The 15,978-nt window shown below is 72.5% G+C and carries 14 protein-coding genes; 5 read left to right on the top strand and 9 right to left on the bottom strand.

What is annotated here, in order from left to right:
• Positions 1-24 precede the first annotated feature (24 nt).
• Positions 25-1,188: a DUF418 domain-containing protein gene (locus tag V7E45_RS30590; protein ID WP_333777460.1), complete on the bottom strand. Its 1,164-nt coding sequence runs from the start codon at positions 1,186-1,188 to the stop codon at positions 25-27.
• Positions 1,189-1,665: 477 nt separating this feature from the next.
• On the opposite strand from V7E45_RS30590, the gene V7E45_RS30585 reads away from it, so the two are divergent.
• From V7E45_RS30585 to V7E45_RS30575, 3 genes are all read left to right on the top strand, one after another.
• Positions 1,666-2,343 carry a response regulator transcription factor gene (locus tag V7E45_RS30585; RefSeq protein WP_333777458.1) on the top strand — a complete coding sequence of 226 codons (678 nt, stop codon included), beginning with the start codon at positions 1,666-1,668 and terminating at the stop codon, positions 2,341-2,343.
• Entirely contained in the window at positions 2,340-3,467 is a 1,128-nt protein-coding gene (locus V7E45_RS30580; RefSeq protein ID WP_443056291.1) for a sensor histidine kinase, read from the top strand. Before V7E45_RS30585 ends, V7E45_RS30580 begins: the two co-directional genes overlap by 4 nt.
• 156 nt (positions 3,468-3,623) lie before the next feature.
• Positions 3,624-4,364, top strand: coding sequence for a class I SAM-dependent methyltransferase (locus V7E45_RS30575; protein ID WP_333777457.1), 741 nt, complete (start codon positions 3,624-3,626; stop codon positions 4,362-4,364).
• A 105-nt stretch (positions 4,365-4,469) separates the two neighbouring features.
• Here V7E45_RS30575 and V7E45_RS30570 read toward each other — a convergent pair whose 3' ends face one another.
• From V7E45_RS30570 to V7E45_RS30535, 8 genes are all read right to left on the bottom strand, one after another.
• Positions 4,470-5,327 (bottom strand): LysR family transcriptional regulator, encoded by an 858-nt coding sequence (locus V7E45_RS30570; RefSeq protein WP_333777456.1) that lies wholly within the window; start codon positions 5,325-5,327, stop codon positions 4,470-4,472.
• 84 nt (positions 5,328-5,411) lie between these two features.
• On the bottom strand, positions 5,412-5,786 hold the full coding sequence (locus tag V7E45_RS30565) for a cupin domain-containing protein (protein WP_333777455.1): 375 nt from the start codon (positions 5,784-5,786) through the stop codon (positions 5,412-5,414).
• A 137-nt stretch (positions 5,787-5,923) separates the two neighbouring features.
• Positions 5,924-7,378, bottom strand: coding sequence for an MFS transporter (locus tag V7E45_RS30560; protein WP_333777454.1), 1,455 nt, complete (start codon positions 7,376-7,378; stop codon positions 5,924-5,926).
• A gap of 68 nt (positions 7,379-7,446) precedes the next feature.
• Entirely contained in the window at positions 7,447-7,848 is a 402-nt protein-coding gene (locus tag V7E45_RS30555) for a VOC family protein (RefSeq protein WP_333777453.1), read from the bottom strand.
• Between the two features lie 32 nt (positions 7,849-7,880).
• Positions 7,881-8,423 carry a cupin domain-containing protein gene (locus V7E45_RS30550; protein WP_333777452.1) on the bottom strand — a complete coding sequence of 181 codons (543 nt, stop codon included), beginning with the start codon at positions 8,421-8,423 and terminating at the stop codon, positions 7,881-7,883.
• Positions 8,386-10,278, bottom strand: coding sequence for an FAD/NAD(P)-binding protein (locus tag V7E45_RS30545; RefSeq protein WP_333777451.1), 1,893 nt, complete (start codon positions 10,276-10,278; stop codon positions 8,386-8,388). Before V7E45_RS30545 ends, V7E45_RS30550 begins: the two co-directional genes overlap by 38 nt.
• Positions 10,275-11,132: an N-acyl homoserine lactonase family protein gene (locus V7E45_RS30540; RefSeq protein ID WP_333777449.1), complete on the bottom strand. Its 858-nt coding sequence runs from the start codon at positions 11,130-11,132 to the stop codon at positions 10,275-10,277. The genes V7E45_RS30545 and V7E45_RS30540 overlap by 4 nt, the downstream gene beginning before the upstream one ends.
• Complete coding sequence (locus V7E45_RS30535) at positions 11,129-12,481, bottom strand: KamA family radical SAM protein (protein WP_333777448.1); 1,353 nt, start codon at positions 12,479-12,481, stop codon at positions 11,129-11,131. The genes V7E45_RS30540 and V7E45_RS30535 overlap by 4 nt, the downstream gene beginning before the upstream one ends.
• 424 nt (positions 12,482-12,905) lie before the next feature.
• On the opposite strand from V7E45_RS30535, the gene V7E45_RS30530 reads away from it, so the two are divergent.
• Both V7E45_RS30530 and V7E45_RS30525 read left to right on the top strand, forming a co-directional pair.
• Complete coding sequence (locus V7E45_RS30530; RefSeq protein ID WP_443056292.1) at positions 12,906-14,789, top strand: FAD/NAD(P)-binding protein; 1,884 nt, start codon at positions 12,906-12,908, stop codon at positions 14,787-14,789.
• Positions 14,786-15,978: MFS transporter (locus V7E45_RS30525; RefSeq protein WP_333777446.1), on the top strand; the 1,193-nt coding region annotated here is incomplete at its 3' end. The genes V7E45_RS30530 and V7E45_RS30525, both read left to right, overlap by 4 nt.

The following is a 15,978-nucleotide window of genomic DNA, read 5'->3' as shown; positions in this document are numbered from 1 at the left end:
CTCCACCTCGCCCCCCGCGCCCCCTCACTCGACGTACCGCGCGGCCCCGGTGGCGAGGTGGAGGGCCTGTTCGAGGGGGCCGCGCCGGAACCGGCGGGTCCACAGGGTCGCCAGCAGTGTGGCGGCCGCGGCGAAGCCCACCAGCACCGGCAGGGCGCTCATGGCGTCGCTGTCGACCGCCGGTACGTACCAGACCTCGTCGAAGAACCAGAGCGCGACGATGTGCAGGACGTAGGCGGTCAGCGCCATCCGGCCGACCGCCACGACCGGAGTGGCGGCACGCGTGAGGCGTGGCAGCCCGTCGGCGACGGCGAGGCAGGCGGCGAGTACGGCCAGGGCGACGCCGGTGTTGCCGATGATGGAGAAGGTCGTCTGGCTGTGCGGCGCGGCCACGAGCAGCCAGGAGAGCGGCGTGTGTCCCTCGGGTGTGCCCACGGTGTCCGACCACCACGCCGACCCCGGCGAACCGCCGTCGGTGGCGGCCCCCACGGACGTGAGGGCCCCCGGGACCAGGTGCAGGGCCAGCCAGGAACCGCCGTAGCCGAGCACGGCGAGCGCTCCGCCGGTGACGGCCAGCCGGGACCGGACGCCGGGCCGGGCGAGGTCCAGCTTGGCGATCGCCATGCCCGCGACCACGAACGGCATCCAGGTGAGGGCCGGATAGTCGCCGGTGACCAGCAGTTCCGTGAAGCCGCCGGAGCCGGTGAGCCTGGCCAGCGGATCCCAGGCGGCGACGGTGTCCGCCCAGTCGCCCCCCTCGATCGTCTGCCGGAACACGTAGAGGAGCTGGGGCAGGACCAGTGCGCCGGCGGCCGCGACGATGGCGAGCGGTCCGGCCCGCAGCCGGTACAGCGGGACCACGGCGAGGAAGATCAGGCCGTAGTAGCTGAGGATCACGTTCACCTCGGTGTCCAGGGCGGTCAGGGCGTAGCCCAGCACGACGAGGACACCGGCGCGGATCGCGACCCGGGCCACCGCCTGCCGGCCGGGGCGCCCGGTCCGGGGGCGCGGGCGGCCGGTGATGATGACCAGCGAGAAGCCGGCGAGCAGCGCGAAGAGGGCGGAGGAACGGCCGCGGGCCGTCTCCAGCACGAATCCCACCGGGCCGCCCACGGTCACGTCGGGCCCGACGTGCGCGGAGAACATGCCGAGCACGGCGAGCCCGCGGGCGAGGTCGACACCGATCAGCCGCCCCGTCGAGGGCGCGCCGCCGGGTTCGCGGGCACGGTCCGCAGCACGCTCGCTCGCCGGACGCGCCGCGCAGTCACGCGGTGGACCGGCCGCACACTCGGGCGGCGCACCCCCCACGGTCTCGCCCGCCGAACCCACCGCACGCTCAGGCGGCGCACCCGCCCCGAGCTCACTCGCCGCACCCACCGCACACTCACGCGGTGGACCCGCCGCGCATTCATGCGGCGCCCGGGCGGACATGGCCGACCACGCCTTCTGCGTCATGCCTCCAGGTTCCGCCGGAGCGCCCGCCACGGCTCACCCGCCGTCCTTCCGAAGGCACCCCGCCGGTCGGCCGGAGCCGCCCCGACGACCGGCCGGGTCCGCGCCGCCAATCGGCGGGAATCGTCCCCGCCGCGCTGTGCGGACGCCGTGCGGTGGTACGCATCCGGACGAACGCATCCGAACGAGGGGCGGGCGACGAGCGGAGCGCACGTGATCCGGGTCCTGGTGGTCGACGACGAAGCCCTGGTCCGCACGGGCTTCACCCACATCCTCGCCACGGCCGAGGACATCGAGGTCGTGGCCGCGGTCGACGGCGGCCAGGCCGTGCGGTCGGTGCGTGAGTCGCGCCCCGACATCGTCCTGCTGGACATCCGGATGCCGGACGTGGACGGGCTCACCGTGCTGGCGGATCTGCGCCGGATGCCGGACCCGCCGGTCGTGGCCATGCTCACCACCTTCGACGCCGACGAGTACGTGGCGACCGCCCTGCGCTCGGGCGCCGCCGGCTTCCTGCTCAAGGACACCGACCCGGAGCAGCTTCCGTACCTGGTCAGGGCGCTGGCCGAGGGCGGGACGGTGCTGTCCTCCAAGGTGACTCGCACGGTGGTGGACGGCTACCTCGACAAGGGCGAGCGCGAGCCCGCCGCCCGGCTCACGGCCCGGCTCACCGAGCGGGAGCGCGAGGTGCTCGTGCTGATGGCGGACGGTCTGGCCAACGCCGACATCGGCGAACGGATGCACCTGAGCGCCGGCACGGTCAAGGGCCATGTCAGCGCGGTGTTCGGCAAGCTCGGGGTCAGCAGCCGGGTGCAGGCCGCGCTGATCGCCGAGCGGGCGGGCCTGCTGGGCGCGGAACGGGCCCCGGAACGGGACGAGGACGCCGTATGACGTGCCGCGGGGTGACGCGCCGCGGGGTGCCGGCCGTACTGCTGGACGTCGCTCTGGTGCTGGTCGCCCTGGCGGACACGTGGGCCAACGTCGACCTGGGGCAGCAGCCGGCCGTGAGCTGTGCGCTGCTCGGCTCCTTCGCCCTGCTGCTGCGCCGGCGCCTGCCGCTGACGACGTTCCTGCTGACGGTTCCCACCGCGATGGTGTCCGACGCGGTGTTCGCCACGCTGGCCGCGCTGTACACGCTCGCCTCGCTCAGCCGCCACCGGGTCCTGCTGGCCTGCTGCGCCCTGACGTACGCGATCATCGACTTCCTGCCCTGGCCGTGGTCGACGCTGAGGGCCAACGAGCTCTCCGGCACCCACAACGTCGTCCACCTCATCTACGCCGTGGCCACGGCGGCCGCCCCGGTCTTCCTGGGCCAGCTGGTCCAGGCCCGCCGCGAACTGTCGCTCCGGCTCACCGAGATCACCGAGGCCCGGGAGCACGAGCGGCTGCTGACCGCGCAGAGCGTGCTGGCGCGGGAGCGGGCGCAACTGGCGCGGGAGATGCACGACGTGGTCTCCCACCAGGTCAGCCTCATCGCCGTGCAGGCCGGGGCGCTCCAGGTGAGCAGCCAGGATCCCGAGGCCAAGAGGGGCGCGGCCGCGATCCGGCGGCTCAGCGTGCAGACCCTGGACGAACTGCGGCACATGGTCAGCGTGCTGCGCGCCTCCGGCAGCCGCCCCACCGAACTCACCCCGCAGCCGTCCCTCGCCGACCTGCAACGGCTGGTGGACGGCAGCGGCATGGAGGCGGAGCTGAAGACGGACCTCCCCGAGGGTCTGTCCCCGCCCGTCCAGCGCGCCGTCTACCGGACGGTCCAGGAGGCCCTGACCAACGTCCGCAAACACGCGCCGGGCGCCACGGCCACGGTCCGCCTGCACCACGCGAACGGCAACATCAAGGTCACCGTCACCAACACCGCCCCGACTCGCCCGCCGCTCCCCCTCCCCGGCGCCCACCACGGCCTCCTGGGCCTACGCCAACGAGCCGAACTCCTCGGCGGCACGGTCACCGCGGGCCCCACCCCCGACGGCGGCTACGAACTCCATCTCGAACTGCCCCGGGAGGGGGCGGGGTGAGCCGCACCTGCCATTTCCGGGCTCGGCACGGGTCAGGGGATCCAGTCCATCGGGGTTGGTGCGGATCGCTTGGTAATCGGCGAACAGCCCGGCCGGGAGGGAGTCCATGCCCTGATCGTGTTGACCGCCCCCGGCAGTCGGTGCTGGAGTCGGCACGTGGACAGCATCCCCGCCAACCGGCGGCTCTGGAACCAGATCAGCAGCACCTACCAGCACGAGCACGACCCGCAGATCGGCGCCGCACCCCGGCTGTGGGGCATGTACTCCATCCCCGACGCGCACCTGCGGGCCCTGGGCGACGTCACCGGCAAGCGCGTCCTCGAACTCGGCTGTGGCGCCGGCCAGTGGTCCAGGGCGCTCGCCGCCGAGGGCGCCACCGTGGTCGGGCTCGACCTGTCCGAAGCCCAACTCGCCGCAGCGGGCGACGCGATGGGAGCGGTCCGCTACCCGCTGGTGCAGGGCGCCGCCGAACAACTCCCCTTCGCCGCCGAGAGCTTCGACCTGGTCTTCTGTGACTTCGGTGGGCTGAGCTGGGCGCCCCCGCATCTGGCCGTCCCGCAGGCCGTACGCGTCTTGGGCCGAGGCGGGCGCCTGGTGTTCAACGTCGCCAGCCCATGGTTCGAAGCTTGCTACGACGAAGCCGCCGGCCGTGTGACCACGACGCTGCAGCAGGACTACTTCGGGCTGAACACCATCGCCGAAGGCGACGGCGCGACCAGCTATCAGCTCACCTACGGCGACTGGGTCAAGGTCCTGCGCGGCGCGGGTCTCGTCATCGACGACCTCATCGAGCCGCGGCCAGAACTCGGAACACCCAACGGCTACAACGAAACCGACCCGCCCGACTGGGCACACCGCTGGCCGGCGGAACTGCTCTGGGTGACCCACAAACCGTGAGTTCCGCCGCGCCGAGACGTGAAGGCGACCCCTCACCGGGCAGGCCCAGGCCATGACTGACCCAACGCCCCAACGCTCCCCGTGCCACCCGGACTCGGACAGGCCCTAGGCCTCGCCCTTCACCGCTTCCTGGGCCATCTCCACGAACCGCTCCACCTTGGGATGCCCGCCGTGCTGGGGGTACACCAACTGCAAGGGCACCATCGGTGCGTCCGGGATCTCCAGGAACGAGACGAACGCGTGGATGTGCTGGCGGCCCACGAACTCCGGTACGACACCGAGTCCCTTGTTCGCCGCCACGGCCTCCAGCCATTCGTCGAAATTGCGGCACGACACCGCTACCTCGGGCCGCCGGTCCGCCGGCCACTCGTCCAGGTTCGTCGTCCCGCTCACCTCGTTCAGCACCAGTTGGTGGTCGGCGATCTCGTGCCAGCTGATCTCCTCCCGCCCGGCGAGTTTTGAACGGGTCGAGACGGCCACGATCCTGCGCTCGTGCAACAACGTCACCGACCTCATGCCCGACGGCACCGAGACCCGCCCGCGCAGCACGGCGACGTCGGAATGCCCCCGATCCACCCCCGCGAGCTTCGCGTCATGGCGCTGCACGCTCACCGACACGCCCGTCTCCGCCTCGAAGCGCGCGATCGCAACCTGGGGCCAGGGCGACGGGAAGCCCCAGGCGAAGCCCACCCGGAACGCCTCGTCCTCCGGTTTGGGCCACAGCGCCGCTTCCAGCCTCGGTATGAGGACACTCAACTGCGCGTAGAGCGCCTCACCGTCCGGGGTGAGCGTCACCTGCCGCGTCGTCCGTTCGAGCAGCCGTCTCCCCAGCAGGGCCTCCAGACGCCGCATGCTGCGACTGAGCGTCGGCTGGGACACGTCCATCCGCTTCGCCGCACGGGTGAAGTGCCGTTCTTCCACGACCGCAAGGAAGCCCCGCAGATGGTGTAACTCGATACCCATGATCGACACCATATGCGGAGCGGCGCGTAGGGACCCGGACACCGTGTCGGGATCCTTACGCGCACACGTGGCACGGCTTCGGGTTCAGCCCTGGTACTCCTCCTGCGTGACATGCTCCTTCCACTGCGTCGGGCCGTCGGTGACGGCGATGTGCGTCATGAAGGTCCCCGGACCGGCACCGTGCCAGTGCTCCTCGCCCGGGTGGCAGACGACCGTGTCGCCGGCGCGGATCTCCTGCACCTCGCCGCTGCGGAAGCCGAGGAGCCCCACGCCTTCGGTGACGTGCAGGACCTGGCCGGCCGGGTGGCGGTGCCAGGCACTGCGCGATCCGGGTGTGAAGAGGACGTTGCGCACTTCGGCGTTGGCGGTCGCGCCGATCCGCGGCCACAACCACACGTCGCCGGAGAACCGGTCCGCGGGCCCCTTGGTCGCGTCCCCCGGGTGACGGATGACATCCATGATCTGTACTCCTTGGTTCATGTCCGTTGTGTGAGGGCTCCGGAGAGCCCGGTCGATGTGTGCGGCGTACGCGGCGTACGTGGCGTACGTGGTGTGCGCGGTGCCGTGTGGGAGGTGATGGAGGGCGAGGGCCTGTCCTACGACGACGTCTTCGTCCTCGCGGCCCGTCCCGTCCGCCCCGCCATCGCCATGACTGCCGCGGCGGCCACCGACACGGCCGCGAGCCACGCGTTCGTCGAGCTGAACGCGTCCCGCGCCGTACCGGTGTTCTCGGTCAGGGCGAGGTAGACGGTGCCGAAGACCGCCACGCCCATCGTTCCGCCGACCTGGAGAGTCGTGTTGAACAGGCCGCTCACGTCGGACGCGTAGACCGCCTCGACGGACTCCGTCAGGTGGGCCAGCGTCCCGCTGAACGCCGCGCCGTAGCCGATCCCGCCGATGCCCAGGAGCAGCACCAGCCACGCCGCGCTCTGCAGGCCCGCGGCCACCCCGGCGAAGGCCACCGCCATCAGAAGGGCGCCCGCCGGGGCCGCCAGCCGGCGCGTGCGCGCGCCCGCCCGCCCCAGGACCGGGCCGACCAGGGCGAACGTGGCCACCCACGCGATGGGCAGCAGCCCCGCGTACACCGCGCTCTTGCCGAGGCCCTGCTGGAGGTAGAGCGCGAGGACGAAGAGGAGGGCGAAGTAGCCCGCGCGCGTGACCGCCTGGGACACCAGTGCCAGGGCCACCCGGCGGCGGGCCAGCAGCGCCACGTTCATCAGCGGTTCGCCGCCGCTCCGTGCGATGCCCCGCTCGGCCTTCGCGAACAGCGCGAAGGCGGGCAGCGAAGCGGCGAGCGACGTCCAGGTCCACCACGGCCAGCCCGCGTCCTGCCCCAGCACCAGGGGGGCGACCAGCAGGAACAGAGCCGCAGACAGGAGTACTACGCCCTTCAGGTCCAGCTTCCTGGCGCCGCGATCCTCGTCGGCAGGCAGGAACACGTACGACGCGACGAGCAGGACGATCCCGATCGGCACATTGACGAGGAAGATCGGCCGCCACCCTGTTCCCAGGACGTCGGCCGAGACGAGCACGCCCCCGAGGGCCTGCCCGATCACCGAACTCACGCCCAGCACAGCGGTGTACGCGCCCAGTGCGCGGCGCCGCGCCTCCCCCTCGAAGTTGACCTGGATGCCCGTGAGTACCTGCGAGACCATCAGCGCCGCGCCCCCGCCCTGGACCACGCGCGCCGCCACCAGCGTGACGCCGTCCGGCGCGATGCCGCAGCCCAGGGAGGAGAGAGTGAACACCGCGAGGCCGGCCAGGTACGTCCGGCGCCGACCGCGGATCTCACCGAGGCGGGCTCCGGTGATCAGCAGCATCGCGTACGCGAGGGTGTACCCGGAGACGATGAGCTCCAGCTCGCCGCTCGATGCGTGCAGGCGGTCGCGGATCGAGGGGATCGCCACGTTCACCACGGCGATGTCCACGTTGCCCAGGAACATGCCGCCGAGCAGGGAGGCCAGCACCCAGCCCGCGTGCCGCCGGGGTCGTCCGGGGCCCGGTGACCCCGTGGTCGTCGCCTTCGACCGGTGCACCAAAGTGATCTTCACGGAACTCTTCTCCGCCTTGGCTGGTAAGTACGGGGCAACGCGGTCCCGCAGGACCGGCCGAGCGTGTTCTAGACCGCGTCCCGCTGCACCAGCTGGAACTGGATACCGGCGGAAGTGGCGGGCTGGGTCCACGCGTTGAGGTTCGGTCCGACGGCGACGGGCTCGCTCGTGGTCAGGTCGACGCCCAGACCGCGCACCGCCCGCATGATCGTGGGCACGTCGTCCACCTCGACACCGATGTGTTCGATGCGGGCCTGGTTGCCCTCGCCGAGCCGGCGCTCGCGCGCCTCGGGCGTCGTGGGCTCGATGAGCTCGATGCGGCCGTCGCCACAGTGGTAGAACGCGATCTTCACGTTCCGCTCCGGGACCTCCTGGGCGCGCTCGAGGACCATTCCCAGGCTCTCCAGGAACGCCCGCGCCTCGGCGAGGTCGTCGACCACCACTCCGACGTGATCGATGCGCTTCAACATCTTCGACTCCTTCGAACGATCGCTTGCGCGCACTAGGCGCCGCTGACCTGCGGGTGAGGGGAGAGTGGCGGGGCCGCTGCCGCGCCCTCGACCGTCGTCCGGCCGGCCCGGATCCCCTCGCGGGAGAACTTGTTGTGCAGGGCGGCCTGCTGGGGGAGGTTCGACATGTTCAGCAGGAGGAGGTCCCCCTCCGTGCCCCGGTTCTCGAAGTGGTGCGCCCACCAGGCGGGGATCAACAGCACATCCCCGTCACTCAGTTCGGCGGTCTCGTCCGTCTCGTCGAGTACGAGGACGCCCGAACCGGAGCGTACGAAGTACAGGTGCCACCAGGAGTGCGCGTGGGGGGTCGTGCGCTCCCCGGGGCGTACCGACTGGAACGTCATGGACGTCCCCGGCACGATCTCGTGGCCGCCGTCGGGTCCGGCGAGCGTCAGGGTGCCGTACTCCGAGTGCTCGGCCGCCGCCAGCTCACCAGCCAGGGTCTCCCATGGCCAGACCACCGGCGCCGGGGTCTCCAGGACGTGACGCCTGCGGAACTCAAGGTACGGAAACTGTCGTCCGGTCTGCACCGGCATGCTCGGCCTCCCGCGCGGAGTCGTAGGGGTGGGTGAGGGCGTCGGCACCCGCCGTCCGGGGGCGGTGACGCGCGTCCGCGACCATGTCGCGGACGGCTGCGTCGGCGTCCCGGACGAACTGCGAGGCGATGCCGTGCCGGGGCAGCGCGTGCGTGTAGAACCGGGGTCCCTCGACGAGATAGCCGACGGCCCAGGCGCCGCGCAGCGGCGTGCCTCGCACCGTGAACGGACGGCCGGTCTCGTCGATGTCGATCCCGCCGGGCACGCAGTCGCCGTTGCGGTACGGGCGGACGAGCCCGCGCGCGAGCAGTGCGGCGGTCAGCGGCGAGCGGTCGCGCTCGGGGTGGAACGCGTCGAGCCGGGCGATGACCAGCGCGTCGGCGTGCTGGACCTCGGTGCCGCCGGGGTAGTCGGTACGGATGGTGTACCGGCCCTGCTCCCGGTCCGGTACGAGCCGTCCGCCGGGGCCGCCGGCCAGGCCGACCACCCCGGCCCGCATCAAGGCGAGCAACTGGTGGTTGCGGTGGCGGGGCGGCCCGAAGGAGACCCGGTTCATCAGCGGGACGTACACCGTGTTGAAGACGTGGTGCGACGCGGGTGTCAGACCGCCGAACTCGACCGCTTCGCGCAGTGCGGCCCGGGTGTCGCGGATGACGTCGGTGGCGGCCTTCACCGGGCTGGTGAGGTTGCCGAGTTCGGCCTGCGCCAGGTCCTCGGCGACGTGGTCGGTGAAGAAGCGCCGGAAGGCGGCCTGGTCGGTGAACTCCGCGCCGTCCAGCGGGTGGAGGAGCCGCTCTATGATCCGCCGTTCGTCCGGTGACAGCTCGTACCCCTCGGGCGGGACGGACCGGCCCTCCCACGCCACGCGGTACGCGTAGCCCATCTCCTTCACGAGCAACGGCAGCACGTCCTCGACGAAGTCGAGCTTTCCGTCCGGGCGGAGGCGGCGCAGTGCGCGCACCGCCTCCGGGGTGAAGAAGTGGGCCCGGTGGCCGCCCGTGACACCCTTCTGGTTGACCCCGCGCGCGCTGAACGGCAGGCACTGGCGGGAGAACAGCAGGATGCGCGGCTCGCGCCCGGAGGGGCGGTACTCGGTGTCGGGTCCGGTGCCGTGGAAGGTTCCGCCGCGGCCGGCGGTGAGTTCGGAGATCACGTCGTGAGCCGTCAGACCGAACCCCTGCACCGCGACGGTGGATCCCGGCGCGATGCGCTGGAGCAGCTCGACCGGGTAGGGCGTGGGGAAGTACGCCAGGTGCGGATTGCGGTCCGCGTGCTCACGGGCGAACTCCGCGTGGGCCCGGTCCTCGCCGGTGGGCACCCGCTCGCAGTGGCCGGTGGTCAGGAACAGGTAGTCGACGACGACGGTGAAGCCGCCGGCCAGGCGTACGGCGTAGCGGTCGCCGACGACGGGCGCGACGTCCACGGCGCGGTCGCGGTGCTGGACGACCCGTACGCCGTCCGGCAGCGAGCCGAGTGTCCGGTCGAAGACCCAGCTGAGATAGGAGCCGAGCAACCGCCTTGGAAGATAGGCGTGTTCGTCGACCGGTGCACCGCTGTCGTCCCCGGTCGGGTGGTACGTGCTGTCGAAGGCGCGGTAGCCCGCGGCGGCCGCCCATTCGGTGAACGACGGTCCGCTCCCCTCGGCGAACATCGACACCTGGCCGGCGACGGTGTTGGTCAGCAGGTGCGCGGGCTGGCGCGCGGAGTGGGCGCCCTGACCGCCGTCGCCCGGGTCGATGAGGTGGACGTCCAGCGTGTGCCCGTCGGGGAGTTGGCCGGCCAGCTCGCCGATCTTCTGCAGCACACTCAGGCCGCGCGGTCCCACGCCCACGACGGCCACGTGCAACGCGGTCATCGCGCGGCCCCGGCGTTCGCGGCGGCGGCCGGCAGACCGTCGACGGCCGGCTCGTGCAGGCACGTCCAGTCGGTTGCGCCGGGCAGCGGCGGGAACCGCAGGGCCACCAGGGGGTCGTGGCCGGGGATGACATGGTCGTCCCCGTCGGCCAGCGCCTCGATCGTGTCGTACGCGTCGAGCATCGGGGTGAGGCTCTCCAGGATCGGGAACGGGCTGCGCAGGCGGATGTTGGCCCACAGGTGCGCGGCGTCGCCGGCGAGCACCACCCAGCCGCGAGCGGTGGGCACGCGCACCACCTGGGAGCCGGGGGTGTGGCCGGGCACCGGATGCACGGTGACGCCGGGGATGATCTCCGCCTCGCCGCGGTGCAGCACCAGCTGGTCCTCGAAGAGGGCCTGTACGGCGGTCTTCACATTGACCGGCTCGAACGGCCTGCGCACCACGTGGTGGCGCATCGAGGGCCCGGTGCAGAACCGCAGCTCCTCCTCCTGGAGGTGGATCCGGGCGTGCGGGAACCGGTCGAGGTTGCCGGCGTGGTCGTAGTGCAGGTGCGTGACGACCACGTCGGACACGTCCCCGGCGGCGACGCCGAGGTCGCCCAGGGCCCCCACCGGGTCGCGGAAGAGGGTGCGCCCGCGCCGTCGCGCCATGTCCTCGGGGAATCCGGTGTCGACCAGCAGGAAGTGCCGCTCGTCGCGGACCACCCAGAGGTAGTAGTCGTTGGGCATGTCGGAGCCCGGAGTGAACTGCCCCTCGTCCAGGAGGAAGTTGTCACGCGCCGGGCGTCCCTGATGGGTGCCGAAGCGCAGCGCGAGCACCTCGTACAGCGGGATGTCCCCGTTCACGGTGCTCACGCCCCCACCAGGTCGAGCCGGCGGCCCTGGGCCGGGACGGTCGCGTTCTCCCAAGGGAACCTGTGTTCGCCGAAGGCGGGTACGAGCTGGTCGAACCAGGTTGCCTCGGGGTCGAACGCGGCGTAGAACGGCTGGCGCACCAGGTGGCCCTGCCGGGCCTGCAGGAGTTGCAGGGCGAAGACCTTCTCGCCCCTGATCGTGGGCGTGCCGTCGACCATGACCTTGCCGGGGAAGGCGCTCATCGACGGGCCGCGCACGGTCCGTGCCAGACCGGAGACGCTCGCGTAGGCGGTGCGGAAGATGTCGTACGCCGCGGTCAGCGGCAGCTCGAAGTAGGCGCGGGCGCCGGTGTCCCGCTCGACGAACATGTAGTAGGGGACGGCTCCGAGGCGTACGCCCTCGGTCCACAGCTCGTGCCAGGCGGCCGGGTCGTCGTTGATGTGGCGCAGCACGGGTGACTGCATGCGCACCACGGCGCCGGTGCCGTTGATGCGGCGCAGGGCCTCACGGGCGACGGCGGGGCGCAGTTCGGCCGGGTGGTTGTAGTGACCCATCAGGGCCAGGTGCTTGCCCGCCCCGACGATCCGCTCGAACAGGCGCAGCAGGTCGTCGGCGTCGACGTCGCTGACGAAGCGCTGCGGCCAGTAGCCGACCGCCTTGGTCCCGATCCTGATGTTGCGCACGTGGGCGAATTCAGGCGCCAGGAGTGGTTCGAGGTAGCGTTCGAGGGTCGCGGTGCGCATGATCAACGGATCACCGCCGGTGATCAGGACGTCGGTGACCTCGGGGTGGCGCCGCAGGTAGGCGCACAGTCCCTCGGCGTCCTTGGCGGCGAAGTGCAGGTCCTCCTCGCCGACGAACTGGGGCCAGCGGAAGCAGAACGTGCAGTAGGCGTGGCAGGTCTGGCCCGCGCTGGGGAAGAAGAGGACCGTCTCCTTGTACTTGTGCTGGATGCCGGGCACCACCTCCCCGTCGAGCTGCGGCACGTTGTGCGTGAGCTGGCCGGCCGGGTGCGGGTTCATCCGGGTCCTGGCCGCGTGGATCTCCTTGGCGAGCCGCTGCTTGTCACCTGAGCGCAGCACGTCGCGCAGGGTGGCGTAGTCGTCGGGGTCGAGCATCGACTCGTGCGGGAAGTTGAGGCGGAAGATCGGGTCGTCGGGTATTCGGTCCCAGTCGATCAGTTCGTCGAGCACGTACTGGTTGGTGCGGAACGGCAGAACGTGGGACACGACCTCGACGGCCTCGCGCAGTTCGTGCGGAATGCGCTCCCATTGGGGCGCGCGCTTGATCGAGGAGCGGTTGTAGGGCTTGTACTTCGCTTGGCTTCCGGTGTGGCTCGGAATTTCCATGGCGGACCCCCGTCAGGTGGCTGGAAGGGAATTGCCGTGAACGGCGGCGCCAGGGCGGATGCGGGGGCTCCCGCGCATCTGTGCATCCCCGCACCCGTCTGGTCTGGTGTTTCCAGCCATGTGGCGCCGTTCGTTCGCCGCACCGGAAACGTAGCCCGGGGCGAGCGGGCGGGAGAAATAGCTTCCGGCGCGTATTGATTCGCGGAGCGCATGAATGGCTTCCATGAGCGCGGCGCATCAATCGGATGTGGCGTGCATCAATCGCTTGGCCGGGGTTCGGGGACGGTGCTTAGGATCGGGCGTCGCCGGTTCGCCGGCCGTTTCCGGCCGAGGCGTCTCAATTCACGGCACCCGCGCGGCACGCGCGGTACAGGAAGCGGGGGATCTTCCTTTGAACGGTCGACTCGAGGTCGGCATCGTGGGCATGGGCCCGCGCGGACTCAGTGTCCTGGAGCGTCTGTGCGCCAACGCGGCGGCGGATCCGGCCGGCGGTCCGGTGACCGTCCACGTCGTCGATCCGGCCCCGGCGGGCGCGGGCCGCGTGTGGCGCACCGACCAGTCCGCGCACCTGCTGATGAACACGGTGGCGGAGCAGATCACGGTGTTCACCGACGCCGAAGTGAGCTGTGCGGGCCCGGTGGTGCCCGGGCCCGATCTGTACGCGTGGGCGGCGTCACTCGCCGCGGACCCCGGTGACCGTCCGCCCGACGTGCTCGCGGAGGCGCGGGAGCTGCGGCCCGGCTCGTACCCCTCGCGCGCGCTGTACGGCCACTACCTGCGCTGGGCCTTCCGGTGGGTCGTGCGCACCGCACCCGCCCGGGTGAGCGTCCGCGTGCACCGGGACACCGCGACCGCCCTGGACGCCCGGTACGGCCACGACGTGCTGCGCCTCGCGAGCGGTACGCGGCTGCGGCTGGACGCGGTGGTCCTGGCGCAGGGACACGTGCCCGGGGTCCGGGCGCCTCAGGGCCCCGGGCCGCGGCACATCCCGCCCGGCAACCCCGCCGACACCGGGCTCGGCGCGATCGCCCCGGGTGAACCGGTGGCGCTGCGCGGCCTCGGCCTGGCGTTCTTCGACTACCTGGCGCTGTTCACCCGAGGGCGGGGCGGCCGCTTCGACGAGCGGCCGGACGGCACGCTCGCCTACCGGGCCTCCGGCCGCGAACCGCGCCTGTACGCGGGGTCCCGGCGCGGGCTGCCGTACCAGGCGCGTGGCGAGAACCAGAAGGGCCCGGGCGGGCGCCACCGGCCGGTGCTGCTCACGCCGCGCACCATCGACGCGTTACGGGGCCGGGCCGCGGACGGGGGCCTGCGCTTCCGCAGGGACGTCTGGCCGCTGATCGCCTGTGAGGTCGAACTCGTCTACTACGAGGCGCTGTTGCGGCGCCTCGGCGCAACGGAGGAGGCCCGCGCCGCGTTCCTCCACGGCTACCTGGCGGCGCCCGCCGGAGGATTGGCGCAGGAGCGGCTGCTGGACAGGTACGGCATCGCGGCCGGGGACCGCTGGGACTGGGACTCCCTCACCGCACCGCACCCGGCCGAAGCGCTGCGCGGGCGGCCGGAATTCACCGCCTGGCTGGCCTCACACCTGGAGCGCGACGCCGCGCTGGCCCGCGGCGGGAACGTCGACGAGCCCGTCAAAGCGGCCCTGGACGCGCTGCGCGACCTGCGCAACGAGATCCGCCAGGTCGTCGATCACGCGGGGCTCACCGGCGCCTCCTACCGCGACGAACTCGTGAACTGGTACACGCCGTTGAACGCCTCCCTGTCCGTCGGTCCGCCGGGACGCCGGATCGCGGAGATGGCCGCCCTGGTCCGCGCGGGCGTCCTCACCCCACTGGGCCCGGCGATGCGGGTGACCGCCACGGCGACGGGCTGGGCGGTGTCCTCGGCGGTGGTCCCGGGCGGCGCCGTCGCCGTCACCACGCTCATCGAGGCGCGGATACAGGACTCCGACGTGCGCACGACGTCCGACCCGCTGCTGCGCCACCTCCTCGACACGGGCCAGGCGGTCCCGTACCGCATCCCCGACCCGGACGGCGACCACCACGAGACGGGTGCTCTCGCGGTGACCCGCAGACCCGCCCGCGTCCTGGACGCGGGCGGGACCCCGCACCGCGGCCGCTTCGCGCTGGGCGTCCCGACGGAGGGGGTGCACTGGGCGACGGCGGCGGGTGTACGGCCCGGCGTGGACTCGGTGACGCTGGGCGACGCGGACGCCATCGCACGTGCCGTTCTCGCCCTGGGCGGGACGCCCCGCACGGGCCGCGGCCCCCTGACGGCCGACGCCCCGGCAAGCGCCCGGTGAAGGCCCCGGGCACGCTCCCCCGGGCCCGCTCCACCGCCCGCCCCGCGACCGGCGGGCCGGGCGGCAGCGGCCTGACCACCGCGTCGACCGTGGCGGTCGTCACCGTTCTCACCTCACTGCCGGTGTTCCTGCCGGGCGCGGCCGGCGGGCTCATCTCCGCCGAGTACGGCTGGAGTTCGACCCGCATGGGTGCGGTGCTGGCGGTGTACTGGCTGGCCTCGCTGGCCGGTGCGTACGTCACCAAGCACGCCGCCGTGCCCCAGGTGGTGGAACGTGTCCTGGCGATCGCGCTGGGCGTCACCGCGCTGGGTCTGGGCTGCGCGGCGGCGGCACCCGTGGTGGGCCTGTGGGCGAGCTCCGCGCTCGGGGGATTCGTGTACGGCTCCACCCAGCCGCACACCAACGCCCTGCTCATGCGCCGCTGCCCGCCCCGCACCCGGGCCTTCGCCTTCGGCCTCAAGCAGGCGGCGGTGCCGGCGGCGACCCTGCTGGCGAGCGCGTCCATGCCGCTGCTCGCCCAGCCGGCGGGCTGGCGTCCGCTGTTCGGGCTGACAGCCGTTCTGTGCGCGGTGGCGACGGTGCCGCTGCTGCGGAGGCGGGAGCTTCCCGGCGCCCGAGCCGGCGCACCCGCGCGGCGGCGCGCCCCGCTGCACCGGGACCGCTACCTGATGGCGCTGAGCTGCGCCGGCTTCTTCGGAGCGATGGTGGGCAACGGCCTGGGCGGATTCCTGCTGCTGTCCCTCACCACCCGGGGCACCTCGCTGACGGTGGCGAGCGCGGTGGCGACGGCCGGCGCGGCCCTCAACATCACGGTTCGCCTGGGCACCGGCTGGCTGATCTCGCGCCGCCCGGGGGCGACCTGGCCCGCGCTGACGGCCCTGTTCCTGACCGGAGCGTGCGGGACGGCCCTGCTCACCGGGACACACCTGGCGCTGACCGCCACGGGCGCCCTCCTCGCGTACGGCGGCGGCTGGGGCTGGGCAGGGCTGCTGCACTACGCGATCGGGCTGCCCTACCCCGGGCAGGAGCAGCGGGCCACGGCCTACAGCCAGATGGGCGTCTCCCTGGGCGCGGCCGCGGGACCGCTCCTGTGCGGGACCCTGTTCGCCGCGGCCCCGCAGGCGGCGTGGTGGGCGCTGACCGCGGCGGGGGCGGGGGCCGCCGGATGCGCGCTGGTGGCCCGCCGGGG

This window comes from Streptomyces sp. IBSBF 3136 (genome assembly GCF_036815105.1).
Lineage (GTDB): Bacteria > Actinomycetota > Actinomycetes > Streptomycetales > Streptomycetaceae > Streptomyces.
The sequence above is the reverse complement of the archived record's forward strand: the minus strand, read 5'-3'. Positions and strand labels throughout refer to the sequence as shown.

Coding starts and splice junctions, on each gene's coding strand:
- V7E45_RS30545 (WP_333777451.1), bottom strand. CDS start 10,278: ATGACCGCGTTGCACGTGGCCGTCGTGGGCGTGGGACCGCGCGGCCTG.
- V7E45_RS30565 (WP_333777455.1), bottom strand. CDS start 5,786: ATGGATGTCATCCGTCACCCGGGGGACGCGACCAAGGGGCCCGCGGAC.
- V7E45_RS30530 (WP_443056292.1), top strand. CDS start 12,906: ATGGGCCCGCGCGGACTCAGTGTCCTGGAGCGTCTGTGCGCCAACGCG.
- V7E45_RS30535 (WP_333777448.1), bottom strand. CDS start 12,481: ATGGAAATTCCGAGCCACACCGGAAGCCAAGCGAAGTACAAGCCCTAC.
- V7E45_RS30555 (WP_333777453.1), bottom strand. CDS start 7,848: ATGTTGAAGCGCATCGATCACGTCGGAGTGGTGGTCGACGACCTCGCC.
- V7E45_RS30580 (WP_443056291.1), top strand. CDS start 2,340: ATGACGTGCCGCGGGGTGACGCGCCGCGGGGTGCCGGCCGTACTGCTG.
- V7E45_RS30570 (WP_333777456.1), bottom strand. CDS start 5,327: ATGGGTATCGAGTTACACCATCTGCGGGGCTTCCTTGCGGTCGTGGAA.
- V7E45_RS30550 (WP_333777452.1), bottom strand. CDS start 8,423: ATGCCGGTGCAGACCGGACGACAGTTTCCGTACCTTGAGTTCCGCAGG.